General features: G+C 64.6%; 16 protein-coding genes. 4 read left to right on the plus strand and 12 right to left on the minus strand.

The window, feature by feature from the left end:
- Positions 1–174 precede the first annotated feature (174 nt).
- Both PYV55_RS06315 and PYV55_RS06320 read left to right on the plus strand, forming a co-directional pair.
- On the plus strand, positions 175–1038 hold the full coding sequence (locus PYV55_RS06315; protein ID WP_275849825.1) for a MipA/OmpV family protein: 864 nt from the start codon (positions 175–177) through the stop codon (positions 1036–1038).
- Positions 1039–1187: 149 nt separating this feature from the next.
- Entirely contained in the window at positions 1188–2192 is a 1005-nt protein-coding gene (locus PYV55_RS06320; RefSeq protein WP_275849826.1) for a sodium:calcium antiporter, read from the plus strand.
- A 473-nt stretch (positions 2193–2665) separates the two neighbouring features.
- On the opposite strand, the gene PYV55_RS06325 is transcribed toward PYV55_RS06320, so the two are convergent.
- Positions 2666–3925 carry a putative Na+/H+ antiporter gene (locus PYV55_RS06325; RefSeq protein WP_275849827.1) on the minus strand — a complete coding sequence of 420 codons (1260 nt, stop codon included), beginning with the start codon at positions 3923–3925 and terminating at the stop codon, positions 2666–2668.
- A 262-nt stretch (positions 3926–4187) separates the two neighbouring features.
- On the opposite strand from PYV55_RS06325, the gene ftsH reads away from it, so the two are divergent.
- Entirely contained in the window at positions 4188–6002 is a 1815-nt protein-coding gene (gene ftsH / locus PYV55_RS06330) for an ATP-dependent zinc metalloprotease FtsH (RefSeq protein WP_275849828.1), read from the plus strand.
- A 198-nt stretch (positions 6003–6200) separates the two neighbouring features.
- Here the strand turns inward: ftsH and PYV55_RS06335 are convergent, their stop codons facing one another.
- From PYV55_RS06335 to PYV55_RS06385, 11 genes are all read right to left on the minus strand, one after another.
- A complete protein-coding gene (locus PYV55_RS06335) occupies positions 6201–7166 on the minus strand; it encodes a c-type cytochrome (protein WP_275849829.1) in 966 nt (321 codons plus the stop codon).
- A 64-nt stretch (positions 7167–7230) separates the two neighbouring features.
- The gene (locus PYV55_RS06340) at positions 7231–8034 is read right to left on the minus strand and encodes a c-type cytochrome (protein ID WP_275849830.1); all 804 of its coding nucleotides are present in this window, start codon (positions 8032–8034) and stop codon (positions 7231–7233) included.
- Entirely contained in the window at positions 8009–8617 is a 609-nt protein-coding gene (locus PYV55_RS06345; RefSeq protein WP_275849831.1) for a DUF2889 domain-containing protein, read from the minus strand. The genes PYV55_RS06340 and PYV55_RS06345 overlap by 26 nt, the downstream gene beginning before the upstream one ends.
- Positions 8618–9001: 384 nt before the next feature.
- A complete protein-coding gene (locus PYV55_RS06350) occupies positions 9002–10516 on the minus strand; it encodes an acetyl-CoA hydrolase/transferase family protein (protein ID WP_275849832.1) in 1515 nt (504 codons plus the stop codon).
- 116 nt (positions 10517–10632) lie between these two features.
- Positions 10633–13149 (minus strand): Lon protease family protein, encoded by a 2517-nt coding sequence (locus PYV55_RS06355; protein ID WP_275849833.1) that lies wholly within the window; start codon positions 13147–13149, stop codon positions 10633–10635.
- A 181-nt stretch (positions 13150–13330) separates the two neighbouring features.
- Positions 13331–14947, minus strand: coding sequence for a type I restriction-modification system subunit M (locus tag PYV55_RS06360; protein ID WP_275849834.1), 1617 nt, complete (start codon positions 14945–14947; stop codon positions 13331–13333).
- Complete coding sequence (locus PYV55_RS06365) at positions 14944–16047, minus strand: PDDEXK nuclease domain-containing protein (protein ID WP_275849835.1); 1104 nt, start codon at positions 16045–16047, stop codon at positions 14944–14946. Before PYV55_RS06365 ends, PYV55_RS06360 begins: the two co-directional genes overlap by 4 nt.
- Complete coding sequence (locus PYV55_RS06370; protein ID WP_275849836.1) at positions 16044–17312, minus strand: restriction endonuclease subunit S; 1269 nt, start codon at positions 17310–17312, stop codon at positions 16044–16046. Before PYV55_RS06370 ends, PYV55_RS06365 begins: the two co-directional genes overlap by 4 nt.
- A gap of 13 nt (positions 17313–17325) precedes the next feature.
- Positions 17326–20301, minus strand: coding sequence for a type I restriction endonuclease subunit R (locus tag PYV55_RS06375; protein WP_275849837.1), 2976 nt, complete (start codon positions 20299–20301; stop codon positions 17326–17328).
- Positions 20302–20455: 154 nt separating this feature from the next.
- Positions 20456–21568 carry a ferrochelatase gene (hemH, locus tag PYV55_RS06380; RefSeq protein ID WP_275849838.1) on the minus strand — a complete coding sequence of 371 codons (1113 nt, stop codon included), beginning with the start codon at positions 21566–21568 and terminating at the stop codon, positions 20456–20458.
- Positions 21569–21679: 111 nt separating this feature from the next.
- On the minus strand, positions 21680–23014 hold the full coding sequence (locus tag PYV55_RS06385) for a ferredoxin reductase family protein (RefSeq protein WP_275849839.1): 1335 nt from the start codon (positions 23012–23014) through the stop codon (positions 21680–21682).
- A 210-nt stretch (positions 23015–23224) separates the two neighbouring features.
- Here PYV55_RS06385 and PYV55_RS06390 point away from each other — a divergent pair, with 210 nt between their 5' ends.
- Positions 23225–23974, plus strand: a complete 750-nt coding sequence (locus PYV55_RS06390; protein WP_275849840.1) for an HAD family hydrolase — start codon at positions 23225–23227, stop codon at positions 23972–23974.
- The last annotated feature ends 115 nt before the right edge of the window (positions 23975–24089 follow it).

Here is a 24089-nt window from a genome sequence, read left to right on the forward strand (position 1 = left end):
CAGGGCGGCACACATGGCCGGCGAGTATCGCGCGCAGGGCCGCCGACGTGCCCAAAGTCCCCAATGCCCCCGCAGACCCTGCGCCCGTAGGCATTTTGAAGGCTGGGCACAGTTAGTGTGCTGCATCCGTTTTTGTGTTTCTTCACCGCCTGCGCCGCCAAGTCAACCCTGCCCATGCTTGCCCGTTTACAGTCATTTAGTGCCGTAACGCAGGCCGGACTTGCGCTGGCAGCTATTCTTTTACAAGTTCCAGCGCGCGCCGACGGTGCCGCAGCGGCCGACGAGACCAAGTCCGGCAGCGAACCCGCCACCACCGCGCAGGCAGCCGAGCCGCCAACCGAGCCGTTTGCTTACACGCTGGGCCTGGGCGCGCAGCGCTACCCGCGCTGGCTGGGCGCGAAGAGCCAGCGCACCATCCCCATTCCCTACGTGGACCTGAACTGGCAGGACCGCGTCGAGCTTTCCACCACCGACGGCCTGCGCGTGGATTTGCTGCACGGCCAGCACTGGCACGGCGGCCTGGTCGGCACGCTGACCTGGGGCCGCTCGCGCCACGACCTGGGCAGCGCCGCGTCCCAACTGCCTACGTTCGACACCACGGCTCAGGCCGGCGTCTATCTCGAATACGCCCCCATGGAGCCCTTGAGCCTGGGCCTGCGCTGGCGCCGCGACCTCCAGGCCACGGGCGTGGTCTATGGCGACCTGTATGCCGAATGGGACTTGCCGCGCCTGGGCTACGTCGAGCACAGCATCAAAGGCAGCGTGGAGGGCATGAACGGCCGGGGCATGCGGCGCTTTTTCGGGCTCGATGCGGCCAGCGCCGCGGCGCTGGGCCAGAGCCCTTACGCGCCGGGGCGCGGAGCCAGCCAATACACGCTCGACTACCAGGCCTTCGTGCCCACGAGCGCACACACCGGCGTGGCGCTCGACTTCTCATGGGGCAAGCTCGCGAGCAGCGCGCGCCAAAGCCCCGTGATCCAGTCCTACGGCGCGCCGGTGCAGCGCAGCATCATGGCGGCGTTTGTGGTGCACTATTGAATAGATAGCTGATAGCCTACGTGATCTCTGCACAAAGTCCCGATTTGATGCTGATCCGGAGCGCGCTGCTGCGCGCAGGGGCAAGCGAATCGGTCAGGCAATGGTGCAGGCTCTAAACTCCCCCGGCATTGGCCGAGAGAGGAGACGTCATGCCTGCATGGTTGGAAGTGTGGCTGCAATTCGCGTTGTGCGTGGTCGTGATCGGCTTTGCCGGTGTGCGCCTGATCCGCTATGGCGATGCGATCGCGGCGTGGACGGGCCTGTCGCGCAGCTGGGTGGGCGTGATTCTGGTAGGCACTGTGACCTCGTTGCCGGAGCTGGTGACGGGCCTGAGCGCAGTCACGGTGGCGCAATCTCCCAACATGGCGGCGGGCGACGTCCTGGGCAGTTGCGTGTTCAACCTGGCCATCCTGGCGCTGGCGGATGTGGTCTATCGCCGCGGCGCCCTGTACGCCGTGGCCAGTGGCGGGCACATTTTGTCGGCGGGGTTTGGCGCCATTCTGCTGGCCATGGCAGCGCTGGTGATGTTGGCCAGCACCCAAGGCTTTCTGCCCAGCGCGGGCCATGTCAGCTGGGGCAGTCTGGTGCTGCTGGCACTGTATGCCCTGGCCATGCGCACCATGTACCTCGCAGAGCAGCGCAATCGCCCTGCGGCCGAGGCGCAGCGCCCCGCCATATCCCTCAAAGTGGCGTTGACCGGCTATGCGCTCGCGGCCATGGTGATCGTGGGCAGCGGCATCTGGCTGCCCCTGATCGGCGTGGAGCTGGCGCGGATCATGGGCTGGTCGGATTCCTTCGTGGGCACCTTGTTCGTGGCAATGGCGACCTCGGTGCCGGAGCTTGCCACCACCTGGGGGGCCGTGCGCATAGGTGCCATCGACCTGGCCGTGGGCAACCTGCTCGGCAGCAATTTGTTCGACATCTTGATCCTGGCCATAGACGACATCGCCTTTCGCCCCGGGGTGCTGTATCTGCACGTGGCGCCCATCCACGTGCTGTCTGCGCTGTGCGCCTGCGTGATGAGCGGCGCCGTGGTGGTGGCGCTGGCGTACCGGCCTGTCTCGCGCGTGCTGCACCTGGGCAGCTGGGCCAGCATCGCGCTGCTCGGTCTGTACCTGATCAACGCCCTGCTGCAGTATTCGCACGGCCAATGACCGTGTGGACGAGGCACTGTAGGAAATTGGGGTCATAGGAAATTGGGGTCAGATTCCAATTTCGGGCACGGGGGATGGGGCACAGGGCGGGTGCCGGGATGTGCGCCCGGCGGCGCACCTTCTTTTTTTCTTGTCTCGCCAAGAAAAGAAGGCAAAAGAAGGCGACCCTGCTGTCTGCGTCCCTGCCCGCCTGGTGGCGGTCAGGGCAACCTGCGGTGCTCGCACCCGGCGGGGTCGCGCGAAACTCGCTTCGCTCAAACAATCGCGCGCCTTTTCCCGCCGGGCGCTGCGCTCCTCGGCGCATACAGAAGGGCGGGGATACCACACAGGCCTTCGCTGTGCTCGGCCTTCGGCATAAGGGCAGAACTTGAGTAATTGGGAGTAATTGGGGTCAGATTCCAATTATTGGCGGAGGTGATGGGGCGAAGGAATAATTGGAATCTGACCCCAATTTCCTCATGAACAATCTGGGCTCACAGCACCTGGAACGCCAGCACGGCCACGAGCGTGGGCGGCAGGGCGGCGATCAGCAGGCCCAGCGGGTGGATGGCGTTGTCGGCGAACTTTTCCTTGAGGATGGCGGCGCCGGCGGGGTTGGGGGCGTTGGCAATCAACGTCAGGCCACCGCCCGTGACGGCCCCGGCAACCAGCGAGATTTTGAAGTCCTGGCTCAGCCCTTCGACCAAGGTGGCCAGATAGGTCAGCGCAGCGTTGTCGGTGATGGCCGTGAGCGCCGCCGCTGCGAAGAACACGGTATCCGAGTCCAGGCTTGTGAGCACGGGTTGCAACCACCATTGCTGCAAGCCGCCCAGCACCACCAGCCCCGCAAGGAAAAAGGCCACGAGCAGGGCTTCGCGCAGGATCAGCGGGTTTTGGTGCTGCGGGTACGCCGCAGTAAAGCCCAGAAAAAACAGAAACAGGCCCATGAATACGGTGGGGTGGTGCGCAAACACCACCACCAGCGCCAGAAACAGCAAGTGCACCAGCACCACGGACAGCGGCACGCGGGCTTGCTTGCGCGCAGGCTTGGCGGACATGTGCGCGACCTCGGCGCGAAACAGCAGCATCGCCGAAGCGGCGTTGAACACCACGGCCAGCGCCGCCTTCCAGCCGAAGTGGCCCAGCATGAACCACAAGTCCCAGTTCCAGGGTGTGGCCACCATGAGCACGGGCGGCGCGGCAAACGGCGTGAGCGTGCCGCCGATGGAGACGTTCACGAACAGCACGCCCACCGTCACGTATTTCAGCTTGGACGACACCTCGCGCGCAAACAGCAGGTCGCGCAGCATCAACGCCGCCAGCGTCATGGCAGCGGGCTCGGTGATGAACGAGCCCAGCAGCGGCACGAAGGCCAGCACGAGGAAATACATCGCCATGCCATCGGGCAGCGGCACAAAGCGCGCCACCAGGCGCACGCTGGCCCCGGCAAGCTCCAGCACCGGCCGCGTGCCCGCGATCACCATGATGGCAAAGACGAACATGGACTCGGTGAAATTGCGCGACTCCAGGTAGGCCGTGGCCTCGTGCGTGCCCAGCAGGGCATACATGCACAGCATCAACACCATGGCCCAGAAGCCGAACACCACCTCGACCTCACCCAGCAGATGCCAGATGCCCGCATGCCGCGGCTGCGTGTGCGCAAGGTGCTCGAAGAGCTTGGTCGAAAACGTGTGCAGCACGGCCAGGCCGAACAGGGCGGCGCCTATGAGCTGGATCGTGGTGGGGGCTGTCATGGGGGGGTGCGAGGCGAGGAGGAAGGGCGGCGGCGTCTGAAGAAGGCTGGTCAAACACGCGGCAAGTGGCGAACCATAGCAGCAGGCGGGGAGCTTTGGCGGATGAAAAAACCCAATATCCACATGTTTCTGTAGGGTGCTGAGGCATGCCGGTGGTACTGTCTCATGGTGGGGAAGCGCGCTATCGAGGGCGACCTGCCTTGCAGTTACGATGACCGGCCTCCATTTTTTCGGGGCGAAAAACCACAAAGAGGAGCGAACCATGGATTCCAAACACCGTTGGAATGCGACCTATTGGCTGATCGCCCTGCTGGCCATGTTTGCGCTGCAGTCGATCTGGCAGACGCGCCAGATCGAGCCCGTGCCCTACAGCGAGTTTGAAAAGGCGCTTGCCGATGGCAAGGTGGCCGAGGTGGTGATCGGTGAGCGCACGCTCACGGGGCGGCTCAAGCAGCCCGAGGCGAACGGCAAGACGGTGCTCGTGGCCACGCGCGTCGAGCCCGACCTGGCGGCGCGCCTGTCGAAGTACGACGTGCCCTACACGCGCGTGGTCGAAAGCACGCTGCTGCGCGACATCATCAGCTGGGTGGCGCCCGCGGCGGTGTTTCTGGCGCTGTGGTACTTCGTGTTCCGGCGCATTGCCGAAAAGCAGGGCGGCATGGGTGGCTTCATGAGCATCGGCAAGAGCCGCGCCAAGGTGTACGTGGAGCAGGACACGGGCGTGCATTTTTCCGACGTGGCCGGCGTCGATGAGGCCAAGGCCGAGCTGCAGGAGGTCGTGGCCTTTCTCAAAGACCCCAAGGGCTACGGGCGGCTGGGCGCGCGCCTGCCCAAGGGCATTTTGCTCGTGGGTCCGCCGGGCACGGGCAAGACGCTGCTCGCCAAGGCCGTCGCGGGCGAGGCCGGGGTGCCGTTTTTCTCGATCTCGGGCTCGGAATTCGTCGAAATGTTCGTGGGCGTGGGCGCGGCGCGCGTGCGCGACCTGTTCGAGCAGGGGCGGGCCAAGGCGCCGGCCATCATCTTCATCGACGAGCTCGACGCGCTGGGCCGCGCGCGCGGCGCCGCGGGCCTCGTGGGCGGGCACGACGAGCGCGAGCAGACGCTGAACCAGCTGCTCGTCGAGCTCGACGGCTTCGACAGCTCCTCGGGCCTGGTGCTGCTGGCCGCGACCAACCGCCCCGAAATCCTCGACCCGGCGCTGCTGCGCGCGGGCCGCTTCGACCGGCAGGTGCTCGTCGATCGGCCGGATAAAAACGGGCGCGTGCAAATCCTCCAGGTGCACGTGCGCAAGATCAAGCTCGATCCGGCGCTCGACCTGGAGCAGGTGGCGGCGCTGACCACGGGCTTTTCTGGCGCCGACCTGGCCAATCTGTGCAACGAGGCCGCACTCTGTGCGACGCGGCGCGGCGCCGAGCTCGTCACGCTGGCCGACTTCACGGCCGCGATCGAGCGCATCGTCGCCGGGCTCGAAAAGAAAAACCGCGTGCTCAACCCGCACGAGCGTGAAGTCGTGGCCTGGCACGAAATGGGGCATGCGCTGGTGTCGCTGGCGCTGGTGCAGGATCAGGCGATCCACAAGGTGTCCATCATCCCGCGCGGCATTGGCGCCCTGGGCTACACCCTGCAGCGGCCCACGGAGGATCGCTTCTTGATGACGCGCCCCGAGCTGGAGCACAAGATTTCGGTGCTGCTGGGCGGGCGCGCGGCAGAAAAGCTGGTGTTCGGGCAGCTCTCCACGGGCGCCTCGGATGACCTGGCCAAGGCCACCGACATCGCGCGCGACATGGTCACGCGCTACGGCATGGTCGAATCGCTAGGCTACGTCGCCTGGGAGCCGCCGCGCGCGCAGTTCCTCGACCTGCCGCAATTTGGCCCGAGCGGCCCGCAGGCGAGCCAGGCGACCCTGCAGCAGATCGACGAAGCAATCCGCGCCATCGTGATGCAGGCGTTCGATGCGGCCACCGACCTCCTCACGCGCAACCGCCCCGTGCTCGAGCGCTGCGCGCACGAGCTGCTCAAGCGCGAAACGCTGGACGAAGCCGCCTTGCGTGAGCTCACGGCGGACTTGCAGCGCTGAGACAGACGAGGGGACGAATGTGGGGCTCCAGTCGCCCCGCTGCCGACGGGCTATCTGTCGCGCCTCGATGGCGCATCGAGACTACACGATGCCGATGCGCGGGTGATGGCTGATGGAACTTACGAAAACAAGGATGCAGCGAGGTGTTCTGCCATGCGGCGAGCGCCTTGCCTAACCTCGATTTGCGTAAGTCGTGGGCTATTTCACGCCTTGGCCTAACTTGTGGCCATTGACTTCCACGCCGTACAAGTTGATGCCGTCGTCAGCATGAAAGCGTTTGCGTGTTTCATCGATGTCGCCATTGACCAGGCGCGGGTCTTGCGGGCGCTCGTGCGAGTTGATGTAGGCGGCCACGTCCCAGGCCTCCTGGCCGCTCAAAGTCTCACCCTTGCCCAGGGGCATGTTGTGCTGGATGAAGCCTGCTGCCGTGTTGATGCGGTGCATGCCTGCCCCCCAGTTGTAGGAGTGCGCCCCCCACAGTGGCGGAAACACCGTTGTGCCGCCCACTTTTTGCCCTTCACCGTTGGCGCCATGGCACAGCGCACATTGTTTTTCATAGACGAGCTTGCCACGCGCGATGTCGTATCCGCCTTTGGGTGGGGGCGGCTCGGAGAATCCGCGCCCCTCCAGAGGCTTGCCAATGGGAGCGTTGGTGGAGAGCCAATAGGCATAGGTCGCCAGGGCGGCGAGGACCTCACTGTCGGCCGCGGGCACCTTGCCGTTCATGCTGAACTCGAAGCAGCCCTGCATGCGCTCGACGAACGTATTGACCTTGTTGTTTTTCTTGCGATAGGCGGGGTACATGTTGTAGGCGGCCCAAAGTGGCGACGAATTGGGTTTGCGGCCGCGGTCGAGATGGCAGTTGACGCAATTCAGGTCATTGCCCACGTAATTGGGCAGCAAAGCCTTGGTGTTCATGAACAAGTCCTGCCCATGCCGCACCAGGTCACCAAAGGCATTCGAAGGGATGCTCGACTCTGGAGGCGGCTGGAAATAAGGCGTGCTCGCGGGGGCCTTGGTGCTGGCGGATGGGGCCGGTGCTGAGGCCGTCTTGCTGGCAGGACGATTCGCATGGGTGCTGTCTGCCGCGTGTGCAATGCCAACGGCCAGCATGAGCAGCAAGGGTGCATGAAAACGCCGATGAAGGCCCCATTGGCGGAGCATGGGCAGGCAGGAAAATGGTTGTCTCATGGCTGGAATCCTTTTTTGCAATCAGGCGCCGACATGTTCAGCGCAGGCGGTGGTGCTGGCTGGCGTCGAAGGGCTCTTCGGTTTCGCCGAGTCCGGCGAAAAATTCCGCGACGGCTTTGACTTCGGCCGATGTCAGGCTTTGTGCAATGTGAGCCATCAGACCATTAGGGTCGTTCGCGCGCGCGGGAGGCACTGCGGGCACGGCTTTGGTCTTGCGCGTGGCAGGCGTGGCCGGCGTGCCGCGCCAAGCGTTGAGCTGATTCTCAATGTAAAGCGCTGATTGCCCTGCCAGCGGCGGGAACACGCTGCCTACGCCCACGCCATTGGGGCCGTGGCACAGCACGCATTCGGGAATGTTCCGTTCCCAGGCGCCGCGCAGGGCGAGCCAAGCACCTGTGCCGGGTTCGGGCCGTGCGACTGGTTCGGCTTTGACATTGATCTTTGACATATCGGCGTAGGCCCGAGCAACGGCGGCGACTTCTGCATCAGTCAGTGCCTCGGCAACGGGTTGCATGACGGGGTTTTTACGCCGGCCTGCCTTGAAATCAGCCAACTGCTTGGTGATGTAGGCTTCGGGCAGCCCAGCCAGGCGTGGAAAGCCGCTGGCAGCCATGCCTTTGCCGTCGGCGCCGTGGCAGGTCATACATGGTGGGGCTGCCGGGTTGGCGCCACCTTTTTGCATGATGTCCATTCCATCTGCCGCCAGTGCCAGCAGGGGCAACATGGCCGCCAGGCCTAAGAGGTGTTTTTTCATCAGTCTGTCTCCTTTCAGGGCATCAGTGAGGGTTTTCCCGGCTCGTGCGGCTTTTGTCTGGTCATTGCGGCGCGGGCGCCACGGCATTCACGTCGGCACGTTCTGGTGTGGATACTTCCGCGGCGTGCTCTGGCTGGATATAAAAGCGCGGATAGTGCTCGCGCACGGTGCTGCCGCGCCGGTCCCAGCCTACGCATTGGTCGAGAAAGCGCGGCGGCTCGTCGGGGTGGGTGGTGGCAAAGCTCTCGGAGATGCTCTGGAAGGTCGCCGTGGCGAGATTGAACAGCAGCTCGCGCAGGTGCGTGCAGCTGGCCACGCCGCCAAGGTTGTGCTGGATCGCCTGGCGCCAGCCGCGCCCCATGCTGCAGCCCACCATTTTCTGCAGCGCCGCGGCGGCCTGCGGACATTCGGCCACCGGCACGCTGTCCATGGAGGCTTCGATGGCTTGCACGATCAGTTGGTTGTTCACCGTCACGCGCAGCCACATGTGGTGAATGGGCGTGCCGGCAGGGCGCATGCCGCCCGTGCGCAGGTTGCGCGTGGCGATGGGTTTGACGTCCTGCAGTTCGCCTTCGATGTCCCACAGGCCATCTTCGCGCTGGTAGCCGTGGTAGACGACGGTGCGGGTGTGTTGCAGGGTACGGGGGCAGGAAGGAGGGCTCAAAGGCATGGCAAACGGTTTCGATTCGGCAATTGAAAGGCGGACAGCGCGTGCGGGGCGGGGGTGCGGGTGGCATCACGGCACAGCGCGTTGCGCCAACCCCAAGGCCGCGGCGCAAGGAGATGCCGGGAACCGCTGAAGCAAAAAAGCCGCAGACCCTCTGCCCCAAGACCTTGCACGTGACGAACTGCCCTGTTGCACCGCGGGCTCTGGCCGCGCGGGGCGGCGATGTGTTGCGAATTGTGCGGCAAGCACGGGTTTTGCGCTGGCGGCTGCGCACATGGGCACGTGTCGCGCTCGTTCGGCGGCCGCAAAATGCTTCTAAAAAAGAAGCTGCTAGCGCTTATGGAATCTTGGCTTGAAGCCATTTTTGCTCAAAATTTGGCTGCGCACTCACATGTGCCCGGTGCGCAGGTAGCGCACGTGCCAGCTCAGCGCTTCTTCGAGCAGATGCGGCGTGTGCAGGCTCGGCGCCCCTTTGTTGGCGCGTTCGATGTAGTCGAGCAGCTGCGGGCGGAAGCTCGGGTGCGCGCAGCGCTCGACGATCAGCGTGGCGCGCTGGCGCGGGGCGAGGCCGCGCAGGTCGGCCAGGCCTTGCTCGGTCACGATGATCTGCACGTCGTGCTCGGTGTGGTCCACGTGCGAGACCATGGGCACGATGCACGAGATCGCGCCGTCCTTGGCCAGCGAGGGCGTCATGAAGATCGACAGGTAGCCGTTGCGCGCGAAGTCGCCCGAGCCGCCGATGCCGTTCATGATGCCCGAGCCCATGATGTGCGTGGAGTTCACGTTGCCGTAGATGTCGGCCTCGATCATGCCGTTCATGGCGATCACGCCCAGGCGGCGCACGAGTTCGGGGTGGTTGCTGATCTCTTGCGGACGCAGCACGATGCGCTCGCGGTAGTGGTCGATGTTTGCGTTGAAGTCGGCCGCAGCCTCGGCGCTCAGCGACAGCGCCGTGGCCGAGGCAAAGCGCAGCTTGCCCGAGCGCAGCATGTCGAGCATGCCGTCCTGCAGCACCTCGGTGTAGGCCGTGAGCTGCTCGAACGGTCCGCGGTTGAGCCCCGCAAGCACGGCGTTGGCGATGTTGCCCACGCCCGACTGCAGCGGCAGCAGTTCCTTGGGCAGGCGGCCCTGGGCGACCTCGTGCTGCAGGAAGTCGATGATGTGGCCCGCGATCTGCTCCGACACGGGGTCGGGCGCGCTGAAGCTCGTGTTGCGGTCGGCCTGGTGCGTGTGCACCACGGCGATCACCTTGGAAGGGTCACAGCGCAGGTAGGGTTCGCCGATGCGGTCGCTCGGGTCGGTCAGCGGGATGGGTTTGCGGTGCGGCGGCAGCCGCGTGCCGTAGTAAATGTCATGCATGCCCGCGAGGCCGGCGCTTTGCCAGGTGTTGACCTCGAGGATGATCTTGTCCGCCTGGTCGAGCCAGGTTTTGTTGTTGCCCACCGAAGAGGACGGCACCAGCCGCCCGTCGGGCAGGATGCCCGCGACCTCGACCACGGCCACGTCGAGCTTGCCCAGAAAACCAAACCACGCCGCCTGCGCCACGTGCGACAGGTGCATGTCGGTGTAATACATCTTGCCCGCGTTGATGAGCTTGCGGCAGGTCGGGTCGGACTGGTAGGGCAGGCGCCGGTCTATGCCTTCGACACGCGCGAGCGCGCCGTCGAGCTCGGGGGCGGTGGAGGCACCCGTCCACAGGCCGATGCGAAACTGCGCATCACCCGCGGCGCGGCGCTCGGCCATGAGTTCGGCCAGCGCCTGCGGCACGGCCTTGGGGTAGCCCGCGCCCGTAAAGCCGCTCATGCCCACGTTGGCCCCCGAGGGGATCAGCGCAGCGGCTTCGCGGGCGTTCATGAGTTTGGCTTGCAGGGCAGGGCATTGGATGCGGTCGGTGGGGCTCATGGGTTGGGGTCCTGGAGTAGAAGAGGCCACGGACTGTGCGCCGCCTTGCCGACGATTCGTTGCGTGCCGCGCCATGGCCGCGCGAGTCTATCAGCCTGAGTGCGCAAACCTAGGGTTTACCCTTGGTCACGTTGCTGCGCCCGTGGGTTTGCGCCCCGCCGCGGCCGCAGCGCCGTCATGGCCTGGCGGCAGGCGCGCCGGTAGGCCAGCAAGGTCTGTTCGGCGCGCGCGAGCACGGTGGCGGCGCCGCCGGGTTCCAGGCCCGGCTCCATTTCCGTCCTTGCGCCTGGCCCTGCGTCTGGCCCCACGCTCGGCTCCATGCCCGAGGGCACGCCGGTCAGCAGCGCGATGCCGGCGCTCACGTGCTCTACGGTGTGGATGTGGAACTGCCCGCGCTCCACGGCCTGCAGCACTTCATGATCGAGCATCAGGTGGCGCTGGTTGCGCGCCGGGATCAGCACGCCCTGCGTGCCGTCGAGCCCGGCGTGCGCGCAGGTGCGAAACCAGCCCTCGATCTTTTCGTTGATGCCGCCCACGGGCAGCACCTCGCCGCGCTGGTTCAGCGCGCCCGTCACGGCGATACCCTGGCGCAGCGGCAGGCCCGAGAGCGCCGAAAGCAGCGCGTACAGCTCCGCGCACGAGGCCGAATCGCCCTCGATGCCGCCGTATTCCTGCTCGAACACGATGGAGGCGTGCAGCGCCAGCGGTGCCATGTGGCTGAACAGCGCCATCAGGTAGCTGTGCAGGATCAGCACGCCCTTGTCGTGGATGGGGCCGGACATGTCCACCTCGCGCTCGATGTTCAGCAGCCCCTCGTGGCCCGCATAGGTGCGCGCCGTGATGCGCACCGGAAAGCCGAAGCGGTAGTCACCCAGGTCGATCTGCGTGAGCGCGTTGACCTGCCCCAGCGTCGCGCCTTGCACGCTGATGAGGCGCTCGCCATCGGCGATCGACTCGTGCATCTGCTGCTCGGGGTAGTTGTGGCGCAGCGTGCGCGTCTGCAGCGCGGCCAGCACGTCAGGCGGCTCGACCAGGGTGCTGCTGCGCGCGCGGCACAGCGCCGCGCTTTCGAGCACCAGCGCCTCGGTGTGCGCAAACAGCGCGCTCTGGTAGCGCTGGTCTTCGGCCTCGCGGTGGCTTTGTTCGAGCAGCAGCGCCACGGCCGGCGCGCCAAAGTGCGGCAGGCCGTGCTTTTGGCAGCTGCGCGCGACGAAGATGCTGCTCGCGCGGTAGGTTTCGGGCGTGGCGGCAAAGCGCTCGGCAAAGTCCACCTTCACGCGAAAGCGGCGCGAAGTTTCGGGGTCGCCCTCCTGCAGCGCGTAATACTCCTCGACCGAGCCGATCAGCACGATCTTCACTTCCACATCGACCGGCTCGGGCTGCAGCGCAATCGCCACCAGCGGGCCGGGCACGGTCGCGCCGCCTTCCTCGAGCTGCAGGCGGCTGCTGCGCAAAAAGCGGCGCAGCCGCTCCCACAGGCCCTCGTCGCCGAGCAGGTCGCGCAGGTGCAGCAGCAAGAAGCCGCCGTGCGCCTGCAGCAGGCTGCCCGCGCGGATGTTGGAAAAGTCGGCCACCAGCATTTCCGATTCGGCCTGGTACTCGACGCTACCAAAAAGGCTGCGCAGTTGCGGGTTGTCCTCGACGATCACGGGGGCGCCGCTGCGGTCTGCGTTATCGACGGCAAGGTTCACGCGGCAGTGCGCGAGCAGGTCTTCGAGCGCGGCCTTGCGCTCCTCCTCGGCGCTGCCAGGCTCGGCGCCGGCTTGCGCCGGCTCGAACAGGTCGAGCTCGGCCAGCAGCTCACGCTCGATCTGGTCAAACCAGCGGCCGAGCTTGACCGCGTCCTTGATCTGCTTTTTGAGGTCGCGGCGGATGTCTTGCAGGTGGCGCTCGACCACGGGCGCGATGGTCTGGCGCCGCAGCTTGGCCAGCGCCTCGTCGCGCGCGAGTTCGAGCGGACGCATGGTGTCGAGAAAGCGCGCGATTTCGGCGCGCAGCTCCTGCTCGGTGGCCTCGATCGCGGCGCGGCGCTCGCGCGGCAGGGCGTGGGCCTCCTCTTCGGTGAGCGGCTGGCCGCGCGCACTCAGCAGCGTGAACACCATGCGCCCGTCCTCGCGCGTGAGGCGAAAGTGCCGCGCCTCGGCAAAGGCATCGAGCGCGGCAAAAGCCTGCGCCTCCTGCGCGTGCCAGTCGCGTTCGATGCGCTCCACCTCGGCTTTGTAGTCGGCCGCCGCAAGGCGCTTGGGGATTTCGGTCTGCAGCGCCTTGGTCATCTCGGCCATGGCCTGGCGCAGCTGCCGCCCCTGGCCCGCAGGCAGGCGCAGCGCGCGCGGATGCTCGGGCGCGTCGAAGTCGTGCAAGTAACACAAGTCGGGTGGCACCGGGCGCTTGGCCGCCGCGTCCTGCATGGCCTGGCGCAGCAAGGTACTGCGCCCGCTGCCCGTTTCGCCCAGCACAAACAGGTGGTAGTCGGGCTGCTCCATCGCCAGCCCAAACGCCGCCGCCGCCTGCGCGCGCTCCTGGCCGATCCAGGGCAGGGGCTGGTCTTGCAACTCGGCAGTGCTGGCAAAGCCGAGCGACTCGGGGGCGATGCGCAGGCGCAGTTCATGGGGGGCGAGAAGGCGGGTGGTCATGGGGTGGAGCTGGCTGCGGGGCAGCAGAAAATGATGAACAAATTGGCTTGTAGTGCTTATGAATACATGGCAAGCAGCTACGTAATAAATAGCATTTTGGGAGTGTGGCGCAGGGGCCTGGCAGCGCGTGCGCCGTCTGCCGGGCGGCCGGAAGGCGCGCTGCGGAGGCCCAGTTTGCGCCTCAAGGTAGCGGCGGCAAACCCAGCTCGGCCAAAAACTGGTTATGCCGCTGCCGCGCAGCGCCGATTTTTTCTTCGACGGCCAGCAGCTCGGCGTGCACTCCTGCCAGGTCGATGGCTTCCTCCGCCACGGATGTGCTCACGTAGCGCGAGATGTTGAGGTTGAAATCGTTCTTCTCGATCTCCGCCATGCCCACCCGGCGCGCGTAGCGCGGCTCCTCCTTGCGGTAGCGGTAGGTGTCCACGATCTTGTCGATGTGCTCGGGCAAAAGCTGGTTTTGCCGCTTGCCCTTCTCGAAGTGCTCCGCCGCGTTGATGAACAGCACGTCGTCCGGCTTCTTGCACTTCTTCAACACCAGAACGCACACCGGAATGCCGGTGGAGAAAAACAGATTCGCCGGCAGGCCGATCACCGTGTCGATGTGGCCGTCCTTGAGCAGCTTGGTGCGGATGCGCGCCTCGACCCCGCCGCGAAACAGCACGCCGTGCGGCAGGATGATGGCCATCACGCCGTCGGGCTTGAGGTAATGAAAGCCGTGCAGCAAAAAGGCAAAGTCGGCGGCGGACTTGGGCGCCAGCCCGTAGTTCTTGAAGCGCATGTCCTCGGCGAGCGCGTCGGTCGGCTCCCAGCGGTAGCTGAAAGGCGGATTGGCCACCACCGCGTCGAACTTCGGCTGCCTGGCCGGGTTGGTCTCGCGCAGCCAGTCCCACTCGTTGGTCAGCGTGTCGCCGTGAAAAATCTCGAACTCCGAATCCTTCACCCCGTGCAGCAGCATGTTCATGCGCGCGAGGTTGTAGGTGGTGATGTTCTTCTCCTGCCCGTAAATCTTGCCGATGCCTCCGTGACCTTGGGGCCCCATGCGGTGGCGCACGTTCAAGAGCAGCGAGCCCGAGCCGCAGGCAAAGTCGTACACGCTTTCCAGGTGCGGGCGCGGGCCGGTTTCCGGCGCCTGCCCGTCCAGCGTGACGATGGCCGAGAGAATGCTCGAGATCGGCTGCGGCGTGTAGAACTCGCCCGCCTTCTTGCCGCTGCCGGCGGCAAACTGGCCGATCAGGTATTCATACGCATCGCCCAGCGTGTCGCTGCCCTTGGAAAACTCCGCCAGCCCCTTGGCGATCTCGCTGATGATCTTGCACAGCTGCGCGTTGCGCTCGGCGTAGGTTTTGCCCAGCTTGTCCGAGCCCAGATTGATCTCTGAAAACAGCCCGCGAAAGGTGCTGGCAAACGATTCGTTCTCGATGTAATCGAAGCCCTTTTGCAAGGTGTGCAGCAATTCGGCATCCTGCGTGCGCGCCATCTCGGCCAGGCTCGACCACAGGTATTCGGGCCGAATCACGTAATGCACCTTGCGGCGCATCTGCTTCTCGAACGCCGCCGTGTCGCCGGGGTTTTGCGCATACCACACGGCGAGCGGCGCGCGCCGCTCGCCCTCGGGCAAAACGGGATAGTCCGGCCCCAGCTCTTTCTGCGCCGCGGCCTCGTAGTTGTCCGACAGATAGCGCAGGAACAGAAAGGCCAGCATGTAATCGCGGAAGTCGTCTGCGTTCATCGCGCCGCGCAGTTGGTCGGCGATGGCCCACAGGGTCTTGCCCAGCTTTTGTTTTTCGAGATCGGTCATGGTTTCTCGTCTTCGTCACGAAGGCTGTTTTGAATTTCGAGGGCTTCACGGTCACGCTCCAGCTCCAGGCGTAGATCTTCCTCGCTGGGCAACACCAAGCGGTATTTGCTCGCAAAGAGCTGTTCGCTGCCGTGGAGCACGGAATAGCGCACCACCGACTGGTCTTTGCTGCCGCACAGCAAAATGCCCACCGTGGGGTTGTCGCCCTCGCCTCGGCGCAGCTCGTCGTACATGCGCACATACATGTCCATCTGCCCCACATCCTGGTGGGTGAGCGGGCCGGTTTTCAGGTCAATCAGCACAAAGCACTTGAGCAGATAGTTGTAGAACACCAGGTCGATGTAGAAGTCCTGTGTCTCGGTGCTGATGCGCTGTTGCCGGGCCACAAAAGCAAAGCCCTTGCCCAGCTCCATCAAAAACTGTTGCAGCTTGTCCATCAACGCCGTTTCCAGCGTGGCTTCCAGCAGGCGCCCGGTGTTGGGCAGACCCAGGAACTCCAACATCACCGGGTCGCGCACAAAGGCACGGGGCGAGGGCGCCAGCGCCTCCAGATTTGCCTGCACCTCGGCACGCACCGCCGCCTTGTCCTGGCTCAGCAACAGGCGCTCGTAATACAGGCTGCCGATTTGCCGCTCCAGCGTCCGCGTGCTCCAGTTCTGGGCGGCGGCCTCTTGCGCATACCACTGGCGGGCCTCGGCGCTATCCACCCGCAGCAACAGGCGATAGTGCGTCCAGCTCAATTCGCGACGCAGTGCGTCGCGAATGGGAAACGCCAGATAGAACCCCCGCATGTGCCGCAAATTCGTCGCATCGAATCCCCGCCCGAATTCGGCCGACAGGGCCTGCCCCAGCCGCGGCAACACGCGCTGCCCATAGGCTGCCCGCTGCGCACCGCTTTGCTCGTACTCCACGATGTGTCGCCCAATGTGCCAATAGGTTTGCACCTGTGCCGCATCCACCGCCCGCAGCACTTGCACGCGCGCATCGGTAATGAGCTGGCGCAGGGTGCCCAGCAGAGGCGCAAAGCCTTCTAGTTGGGCCGGCTGAGCCGGGGTGGTTTTCTCGACCGATCCCTGCCGTTTTCGGTTTTTGTCCGTCATGCCGGCGCCTCGTCCAGCACCGGGAAGAGCTGCTGCATCAGGCCCTTTTTGAAGCGCTTGAGCAGCTCGATTTTTTGCGTTTGGGCGGCGATGAGGTCGTCGAGGGCGGCGAGGCAGTCGGCGATACGCTTTTGCTCGGGGGGTGCGGGAATAATGACCTCTATCGCTTCCAAGGTGGATTTATTAACGGATGGAACTGCACCACCGCAATGTTTATTAAGGTCAATTAGTTGGCTCAAGATATAGACAAAATGGTCGTCCGCAATACCATAAATGGCTTTCAGCCCAACGACGTTATTGTCGATCAAACACTCCTTTTGAACGAAGGCACGTCGATTTAGCCTAAGTGCTTCACCAATTTTGGCAAATACGGTCGCGCCCATCGGGACGCATTTTGCTTTTAATGTCGATAAATCATCTTCATCTACATAGTTGACTGCTGTCGTGAGCAATCCTCCGTTCTCGGCGACGGCCCGCGAAACATCACTCACTTTGCAGAATGGATATTTCCCGTGATTCCTGCCCTGCAATGCCTCAGGAAATCCGTATCCCTGAAGAACGGCACACACTTTGCCTAGTGGCTTACTCTCCCACTCCCCCGCCTCCCGAAACTCGGGGAAGCGCAGGCGGGGGAGGGTTTCGCCTTCGGCGGGGAAAAGCTGCTGCATCAGGCCCTTTTTGTGGGTCTTGAGGGCGTCGAGCTTGTTCGCCTCCGCCGCGATCAGTTCGTCCAGCGACGACAGGCAATCGGCGATTTTTTGTTGCTCGTCAGGCAGCGGGAAAAATAATTTAATTCCCTTGATGATGTCGCCTGAAAGGTTTCCTTGTCCGCCTTGGAGAAAGGTTGTGATAATCCATTCTTTCTTGATCGACAAGTATTGGTAAACGAAAATATTGTTAGTTTCGTGCCTCAAGCAAAGAATGGCTTGATTGATGGCTCCATTTATTCTTGCCAAAGCAACATCGCCACTGTTAGCTCCATACAAGGCGATGAGTATGTCGCCCACTTTAACCATTTTTGCTGCGGAATTGTTCAGTCCTTCAATGGTCAAGAAAAGCTCTGTTTTATTCTTATCGATTTCTGCTGATCTAATAAATGGAATATCGCCACCATAAAAATCCTTATTTATTGTGCTTGGCGTACCACCGCTAAATGATTCGCACGAATCACCAATACTCTTCTCCTCCCACTCCCCCGCCTCCCGAAACTCCGGAAACCTTAGCCGCGGCACCAGCGCCGACTTTTGGGTGTTTTCTTCGCTCATCGCGCCCGCCTCCTCACTGCTCATACGCACTCAGCCCCGAAATCTCGCGCCCTTGCGCGAGTTTGCGCAACAGCGGCGCGAGTTCGGCCATCAATTTGAGTTCGGCCTGGGTGCGCGCCTTCCAGCCGAGATTCTGCGCGGCGAAGAGTTCAGACAGGCGCTCGCCGTCGAAGATGCGCCGGCGCAGCACTTCGTCCACGAAGGCTTGCAGCGCGGGCGCGGGCAGGCCGTGGCGCGCGGCCAGTTCGGCGAGTTCACGGGTTTTTTTCTCGGCCTTGAAGCGCTCGAAGCCGGCGCGGATGGCGTTTTCGTCGAGCGCCTCACCGACGGGCAGGCTGCGGATGTAGTCGGCGAGGTCGTCGCGCTCGTCGAGGAATTTGGCGTCGGACTGGATCAGGCCGATGAGCTGCTCGCGGTTCAGCGTGAGCTTGCCGGGCTTTTGCCCGGTGAGCCGGGCGATGAGCGCCATGATGTAGTCGTAGTCAATGACGGCGCTGGCAAAGAGCACGAATTCGAAGTCGAGCTGCTGCACCTCGGGCGGGGCGGTGTCCTGGCTCTGCTTTTGGCGCAGCTGGCGCGCGGTTTCGAGGTAGTGGGCGCGAAAGCTCTGCTGCGTGTCGGGCGGGATGATGGCCTCGATCTGGATTTTTTGCTCGGGCTCCAGGTCGGTGTATTGGTCGAGCTGGGTTTTGAGGCGCTGCACTTCCTTGAACAGGCTGATGAATTGGGCGCGCGCGGCGTCGCCCTTGAGGTTGGGCACGGCCTCGGGCGTGGGCTCCAGCCCCTGCGAGCGCAAAAATTCGGCGAGCTGCTGCGTGGCGGCCTGCAGTTTTTCGATGACCTGGGGCGCGGGTTCGACGAGCCAGATTTCGCGCGGGTTGTCGATTTTTTCGCCCGAGAAGAGCGCGATGGCTTCTTCGACCGGCCCCTGCTGCTGGCGAAAGTCGAGGATGTTGCCGTAGGGCTTGCTGTCGTTCAAGACGCGGTTGGTGCGCGAAAACGCCTGGATCAGGCCGTGGTACTTGAGGTTTTTGTCCACGTACAGGGTGTTGAGGTACTTGGAGTCGAAACCGGTGAGCAGCATGTCCACGACGAGGGTGATGTCGATCTTTTGCGCGGCCGGCAGGTCGGCGTTGGGCCACTGCTGGTCTTTGATGCGCTTTTGCACGTCCTGATAGTAGAGATCGAAGTCGGCCAGGCGGTGGTTGGTGCCAAAGCGCGCGTTGTAGTCGGCGATGATGCGCGTGAGCGCGGCTTTTTTGCCTTCGGGGTCTTGCTGGTTGTCGGCCTTTTCTTGCGGCAGGTCTTCCTGAATCTGCGCCACGTCTTTGTTGCCTTCGGCAGGCGGCGAGAACACGCAGGCGATGTGGAGCGGTTTGAAGTCGGGGTCTTGCGCCTGCCGTTCGGCCTGGATGCGCCCGAAGGTCTCGAAGTATTCGATGGCGTCGTTGATGCTGGCGGTGGCGAGCACGGCGTTGAACTTGCGGCCATTGGTGGCGGCGTCGTGCTTGGCGAGGATGGTTTCGACCACCTTTTGCTTGGTCAGCGCCTCGCCGGGCTTGGGCGCATGCTGGCCCTCGGGCTTGTAGTAATCGACGTGAAACCTGAGGACGTTGTGGTCTTCGATGGCGTGTGTGATGGTGTATTGGTGCAGGCAGCGCTGGAAGATATCCTCGGTGGTGCGGTAGCGGGCCTCCTGGCCTTCGATCTGCTGATAACTGGCGTTCTGCTCGAAGATGGGCGTGCCGGTGAAGCCGAAGAGCTGCGCGTTGGGGAAGAATTCCTTGATGGCCTTGTGGTTCTCGCCAAACTGCGAGCGGTGGCATTCGTCGAAGATGAACACCATGCGCCGCTTGCGCAGCGGTTCGAGCCGCGCTTTGTAGTTGCGCTTGGCATTGTTGGCAGATGAGGGGTCGAGCGCGAGGCCGAGCTTCTGGATGGTGGTGACGATGACCTTGTCGGCGTAGTCGTCCGAGAGCAGGCGGCGCACCAGGGTTTCGGTGTTGGTGTTCTCTTCGACGCAGCCTTCCTGAAAGCGGTTGAATTCCTCGCGCGTCTGGCGGTCGAGGTCTTTGCGGTCGACCACGAACAGGCATTTGTCGATGTCGGGGTTGTCTTTGAGCAGCGTGGACGCCTTGAACGAGGTGAGCGTCTTGCCCGAGCCGGTGGTGTGCCAGATGTAGCCGTTGCCGCAGTTCTGGTGGATGCAGTCCACGATGGCCTTGACGGCATAGATCTGGTAGGGCCGCATCATCAGGAGCTTTTGCTCGCTGGCCACCAGCACCATGTAGCGGCTGATCATTTCGCCGAGCGTGCATTTGGCGAGGAATTTGGCGGCGAAGGCGTCGAGCTGGGTGATCTTTTTGTTGTCGGGGGCGGCAAACTGGTAGATGGGCAAAAAGCGCTCGTCGGCGTTGAAGCTGAAGTGCCGGGCGTTGTTGTTGGCGAAGTACCAGGTATCCGCGCGGTTGCTGACGATGAAGAGCTGGATGAAGGCGAGCAGCGTATTGGCGTAGCCGTTGCCGGGGTCGTTTTTGTAATCGACGATTTGCTCTATGGCGCGGCGCGGGCTGACGGCCAGCGTCTTCAGCTCGATCTGCACCACCGGCACGCCGTTGATGAGCAGGATCACGTCGTAGCGGTGGTGGCTGCTGTGGGTGTTGATGCGCAGCTGGTGGATGACTTCGAAGTCGTTCTTGCACCAGTCCTTGATATTGACCAGCGTGTAGTTGAGCGGCGTGCCGTCGTCGCGCTCGAAGCTGTTGATGCTGCGCAGGGTCTGGGAGGCGCTGTAGACGTCGGGGGTGACGATGCTATCGAGCAGGCGGGCGAATTCGCCGTCGCTGAGTTTGACGCGGTTGAGCGCCTCGAATTTGGCGCGAAAGTTGGCTTCCAGCGCGGCGCGGTCGCGGATGTCGGGGCGATAGGTGTATTTGAGGTCGCCGAGCGTGGCGATGAACGCTTGCTCGATTTGCTGTTCAGTGGTCATGGGCGGTCATGGCGTAATCCTGCGCACAGGCCCGCATTGTCCCGCGTGGCCGGCGCCGCTTGGGCGCTTGCCGTAAATTTTGAGTCAAATTGGCACTTTGCCCTTATCTGTCAAGCGCTAGCAGCTATCAATACATTAGCGAGAAGGCCGTTTTTCAAGGCTTGCCAGCGCAAGGCCCTTCGGGGGCGCCTCCGGCGCGGGCGTGCGCGCGGGACTGGGCTTGGTGTTCGGCGTCTGGCGCTTGCGTGGGCCAGCCGCTCAGGTGCTGCTCGGCGATCTGGCCGAGGGCGGCGATCCAGGGCGGGCTGTCGTTGAGGCAGGGGATGTAGTGGAATTCCTGGCCGCCGGCCTGCAGGAAGGCGGCGCGCGCTTCCTGGTTGATTTCTTCGAGCGTCTCGAGGCAGTCGCTGGTGAAGCCGGGGCACAGCACATCGACGCGGCGCACGCCGCCTTGCGCGAGTGCGATCAGCGTGGGCTCGGTGGCGGGTTCGAGCCAGCGCGCGCGGCCAAAGCGCGATTGGAAGGTGACTTGGTACTGCTCGGCGCGCAGCGCGAGGCGCTCGGCCAGCAGCCGCGCGGTCTTGCGCGCTTCGCAGTGGTAGGGGTCGCCCAGGTGCAGCGTGCGCTCGGGCACGCCGTGAAAGCTCAACACGAGTTTTTCGCCGCGGCCTTCTCTTTTCCAGTGCGCTTCGACCTGGCGCGCGAGCGCTTCGATGTAGGCAGGGTGGTCGTGGTAGTGCTGCACCAGGCGCAGCTCGGGCACCCAGCGCGTGCGCGCGGCCCAGGCGTGCACGGCGTCGAACACGCTGGCCGTGGTGCTGCCCGCGTACTGCGGGTACAGCGGCAAGATCAGGATGCGCGTGGCGCCTTCGGCCTTGAGTGCGTCGAGCTGGCTGGCAATCGAGGGGTTGCCGTAGCGCATCGCCGCGCGCACCAGTACCTGGCTGCTGCGCTCGCCCAGCCAGCCGCGCAGCAGCGTGGCCTGCTTGTCTGACCACACGCGCAGTGGCGAGCCCTCGGGCGTCCAGATGCTCGCGTATTTGGCGGCCGACTTGGCCGGCCGCGTGCGCAGGATGATGCTGTGCAGGATGGGCCACCAGACGAAGCGCGGAATCTCGACCACGCGCGGGTCGCTCAAGAATTGCGCAAGGTAGCGCCGCACCGCGGGCGCCGTGGGCGCGTCGGGCGTGCCCAGGTTGCACAGCAAAACGGCCGTGCGCGCAGCCTGGCCGTGGGTGTAAGCAGGTTCGGGTTGAAAGCGTGCCATGCGGGTATTTTGTGGCATGGCGCGCCGGGCCCAGCCGCGGGGCGGGTAATGGCCTTGCGCTGCCTGGGTTTGGGCGGGCAGGGCCGGTGTGGTGCGGGGAGCAGGCTGCGCTCAGCGCATCTCGAACAATTCCTGGTGAAAGTCGTCGGGCGCAAGCCCGCGCTCCGTGAAGCCGCTGCGCAGCGCTGCACCGAAGCCCGCCGGGCCGCAGAACCAGATGCTGGCGTTTTGCCAGTCGGGCACGGTTTGGCAGATGCGCTCGGCGTCCAGCCGGCCGTCGCGCGGGCTGATCAGGATGTGCAGCTGCACCTGGGCGGCTGCTGCGGCCTGGCGCAGTTTGGCCAAAAAGTTCTCATCGGGCGCGCTGGTGCTGTAAAAAAGGTCCACGGTCTTGGTGCGCAGCGCGGGCGCGTCGGCCAGCGCCAGCAGCCGGGCGATGAAGGGCGTGACGCCTATGCCGCCCGCGACCCAGATCTGGCGCGGGTGGCTGCACTCGAATTTGAAGCGTCCGTAAGGCCCTTCGACCTTGACCACGTCGCCCACTTTCACGGTGTCTGGCAGCTTGCTGGTGTAGTCACCCAGACCTTTGATGAGGAACACCAGCCGGCCGTCGCCGCGCCAGCTCGAGGAGATGGTGAAGGGGTGCGCGCCTTCGGCGTCGTCGAAGGTCACGAAGGCAAACTGCCCGGCCTCGTGCCCGGCCCAGCGGTCTTTGAGCTGGATGGCCACCTGCAGCACCTGGTTGTCGGTGTGGCGCACGAGCTGCGCCACCTCGCCCACGGCCCGGCGGCGTAGCCCCACGCGGCGCAGCAGCGAGACGCAGGCGGCCACCGTGCCGCCCGCCATGAGCAGCGCCATCACGGGCCCGAGCGGCGAGCGCCAAAAGCCCGTGTCGAGCAAGATGAGGCCGTGGAACACCAGCACCAGATAGACCACGGCCATCAGCCGGTGCGTTTGGTAGAAATAGCGGTACGGAAAGCGCTTGACCAGCGCCAGCCCGATCAGGATCACGGCCGCGTAAAACGCCCATTCGCCCAGCGACTCGGCCAGGTGGCGCTGTGCCTGCATCCAGCGCAGCAACTCGCTGGCCGGCTCAGGCCGCGGCTGGCGTGCGGGCCGCTCCAGCAGGCCCCAGCCGACCAGCCACTTCGGCGCCTTGGCCCAGAGCCAGTGCAGCACGGCCACCACCAGCGCGGTGATGCCCAGCCACTTGTGCAGCCGGTAGGTTTTGTCCAGCCCGCCCAGAAAGGGCTCTATGCGCACGGGCCGCAGTGCAAGCATCATGCCCACGCTCATCACGCCCAGGGCCACGATGCCCGTGCCCTGCACGAGCGAGCCGCGCAGGCCGAAAAAGCTGTAAGGCTGCACGAGCAGCGGGTCGGCAATGAGCCACAGCGCCAGCAAAATCAGCAGCACGGCGGCGTACAGGCGTTGGATGTTCTTCATGGCAACTCCTTGATGGCAAGGCAAAGGATACGCCGTGGGCATGAAGCGAATCTGAAGCTGCGGCAAAGAAATGGCTGCTTCCATTGCGGTAGCGCCGCGGCTCGCGTTGGTGCAGTCCCGGCGTCCGTCGCTATGGCGCCGGCAAGGGCAAAGGCGCTGTTGCTGCGCCGGCGGCTGCGTTATCCTCCGCCTGCCCCAGCCTGTCCGCCCATGCCTGCCGCCCTCGACCCTTCCCGCATCCGCGCCGTCTCGCTCGACCTCGACGACACCCTCTGGCCCGTGGCGCCCACCATCGCGGGGGCCGAGGCGGCGCTGCGCGCCTGGCTCGCCGAACATGCGCCGGCCACCGCCGCGCTGCACGCGCGCCCTGCGGCCGCGCAAGCCTTGCGCGCGCAGGTGGAGCAGGATCGCCCCGACCTGCGCCACGACCTCGGCGGCCTGCGGCGCGAGACTTTGCGCCGCGCTTTTCTGGCCGCGGGCGATGACTCGGCCCTGGCCGAGCCGGCCTTCGAGGTGTTTTACCTGGCGCGCCAGCGCGTGCAGCTTTACGACGATGCGCATGCGGCGCTGGAATTCTTGTCGGCGCGCTTTGCCGTCGTTGCGGTGTCGAACGGCAACGCCGACGTGCACCGCACGGGCGTGGGCCGGCACTTTCGTGCAGCCATCGCCGCGGGAACGGTGGGCGTGGCCAAGCCCGATGCGCGCATCTTCCACGCCGCCGCGCAGGCGCTGGACGTGCCGCCCGCCGCCGTGCTGCACGTGGGCGACGACGCCACGCTGGACGCACTCGGCGCCTTGCGCGCGGGCATGCAGGCGGTGTGGCTCAACCGCAGCGGCGCACCCTGGCCGCACGGCCCCGAGCACGCGCCGCACGCCAGCGTGCCCGACCTGACGGCGCTGTGCCGGCTGCTCGCGGGGGTGCCCGTGGCGGTGCCAGCGCTCCACGGTGTTTCGTCCTGATTTCTGGACTTACGCAAACAAGGATGCAATAAAGTGTTTTGCCATGGGGCGAGCGCCTTGCCTGAGCCCGATTTGCGTAAGTCGTGTTTATTTTTGCCCCGTTTGCAATGAGGTC

The organism is Extensimonas soli, assembly GCF_029211265.1.
Classification (GTDB): Bacteria; Pseudomonadota; Gammaproteobacteria; order Burkholderiales; family Burkholderiaceae_C; genus Extensimonas; species Extensimonas soli.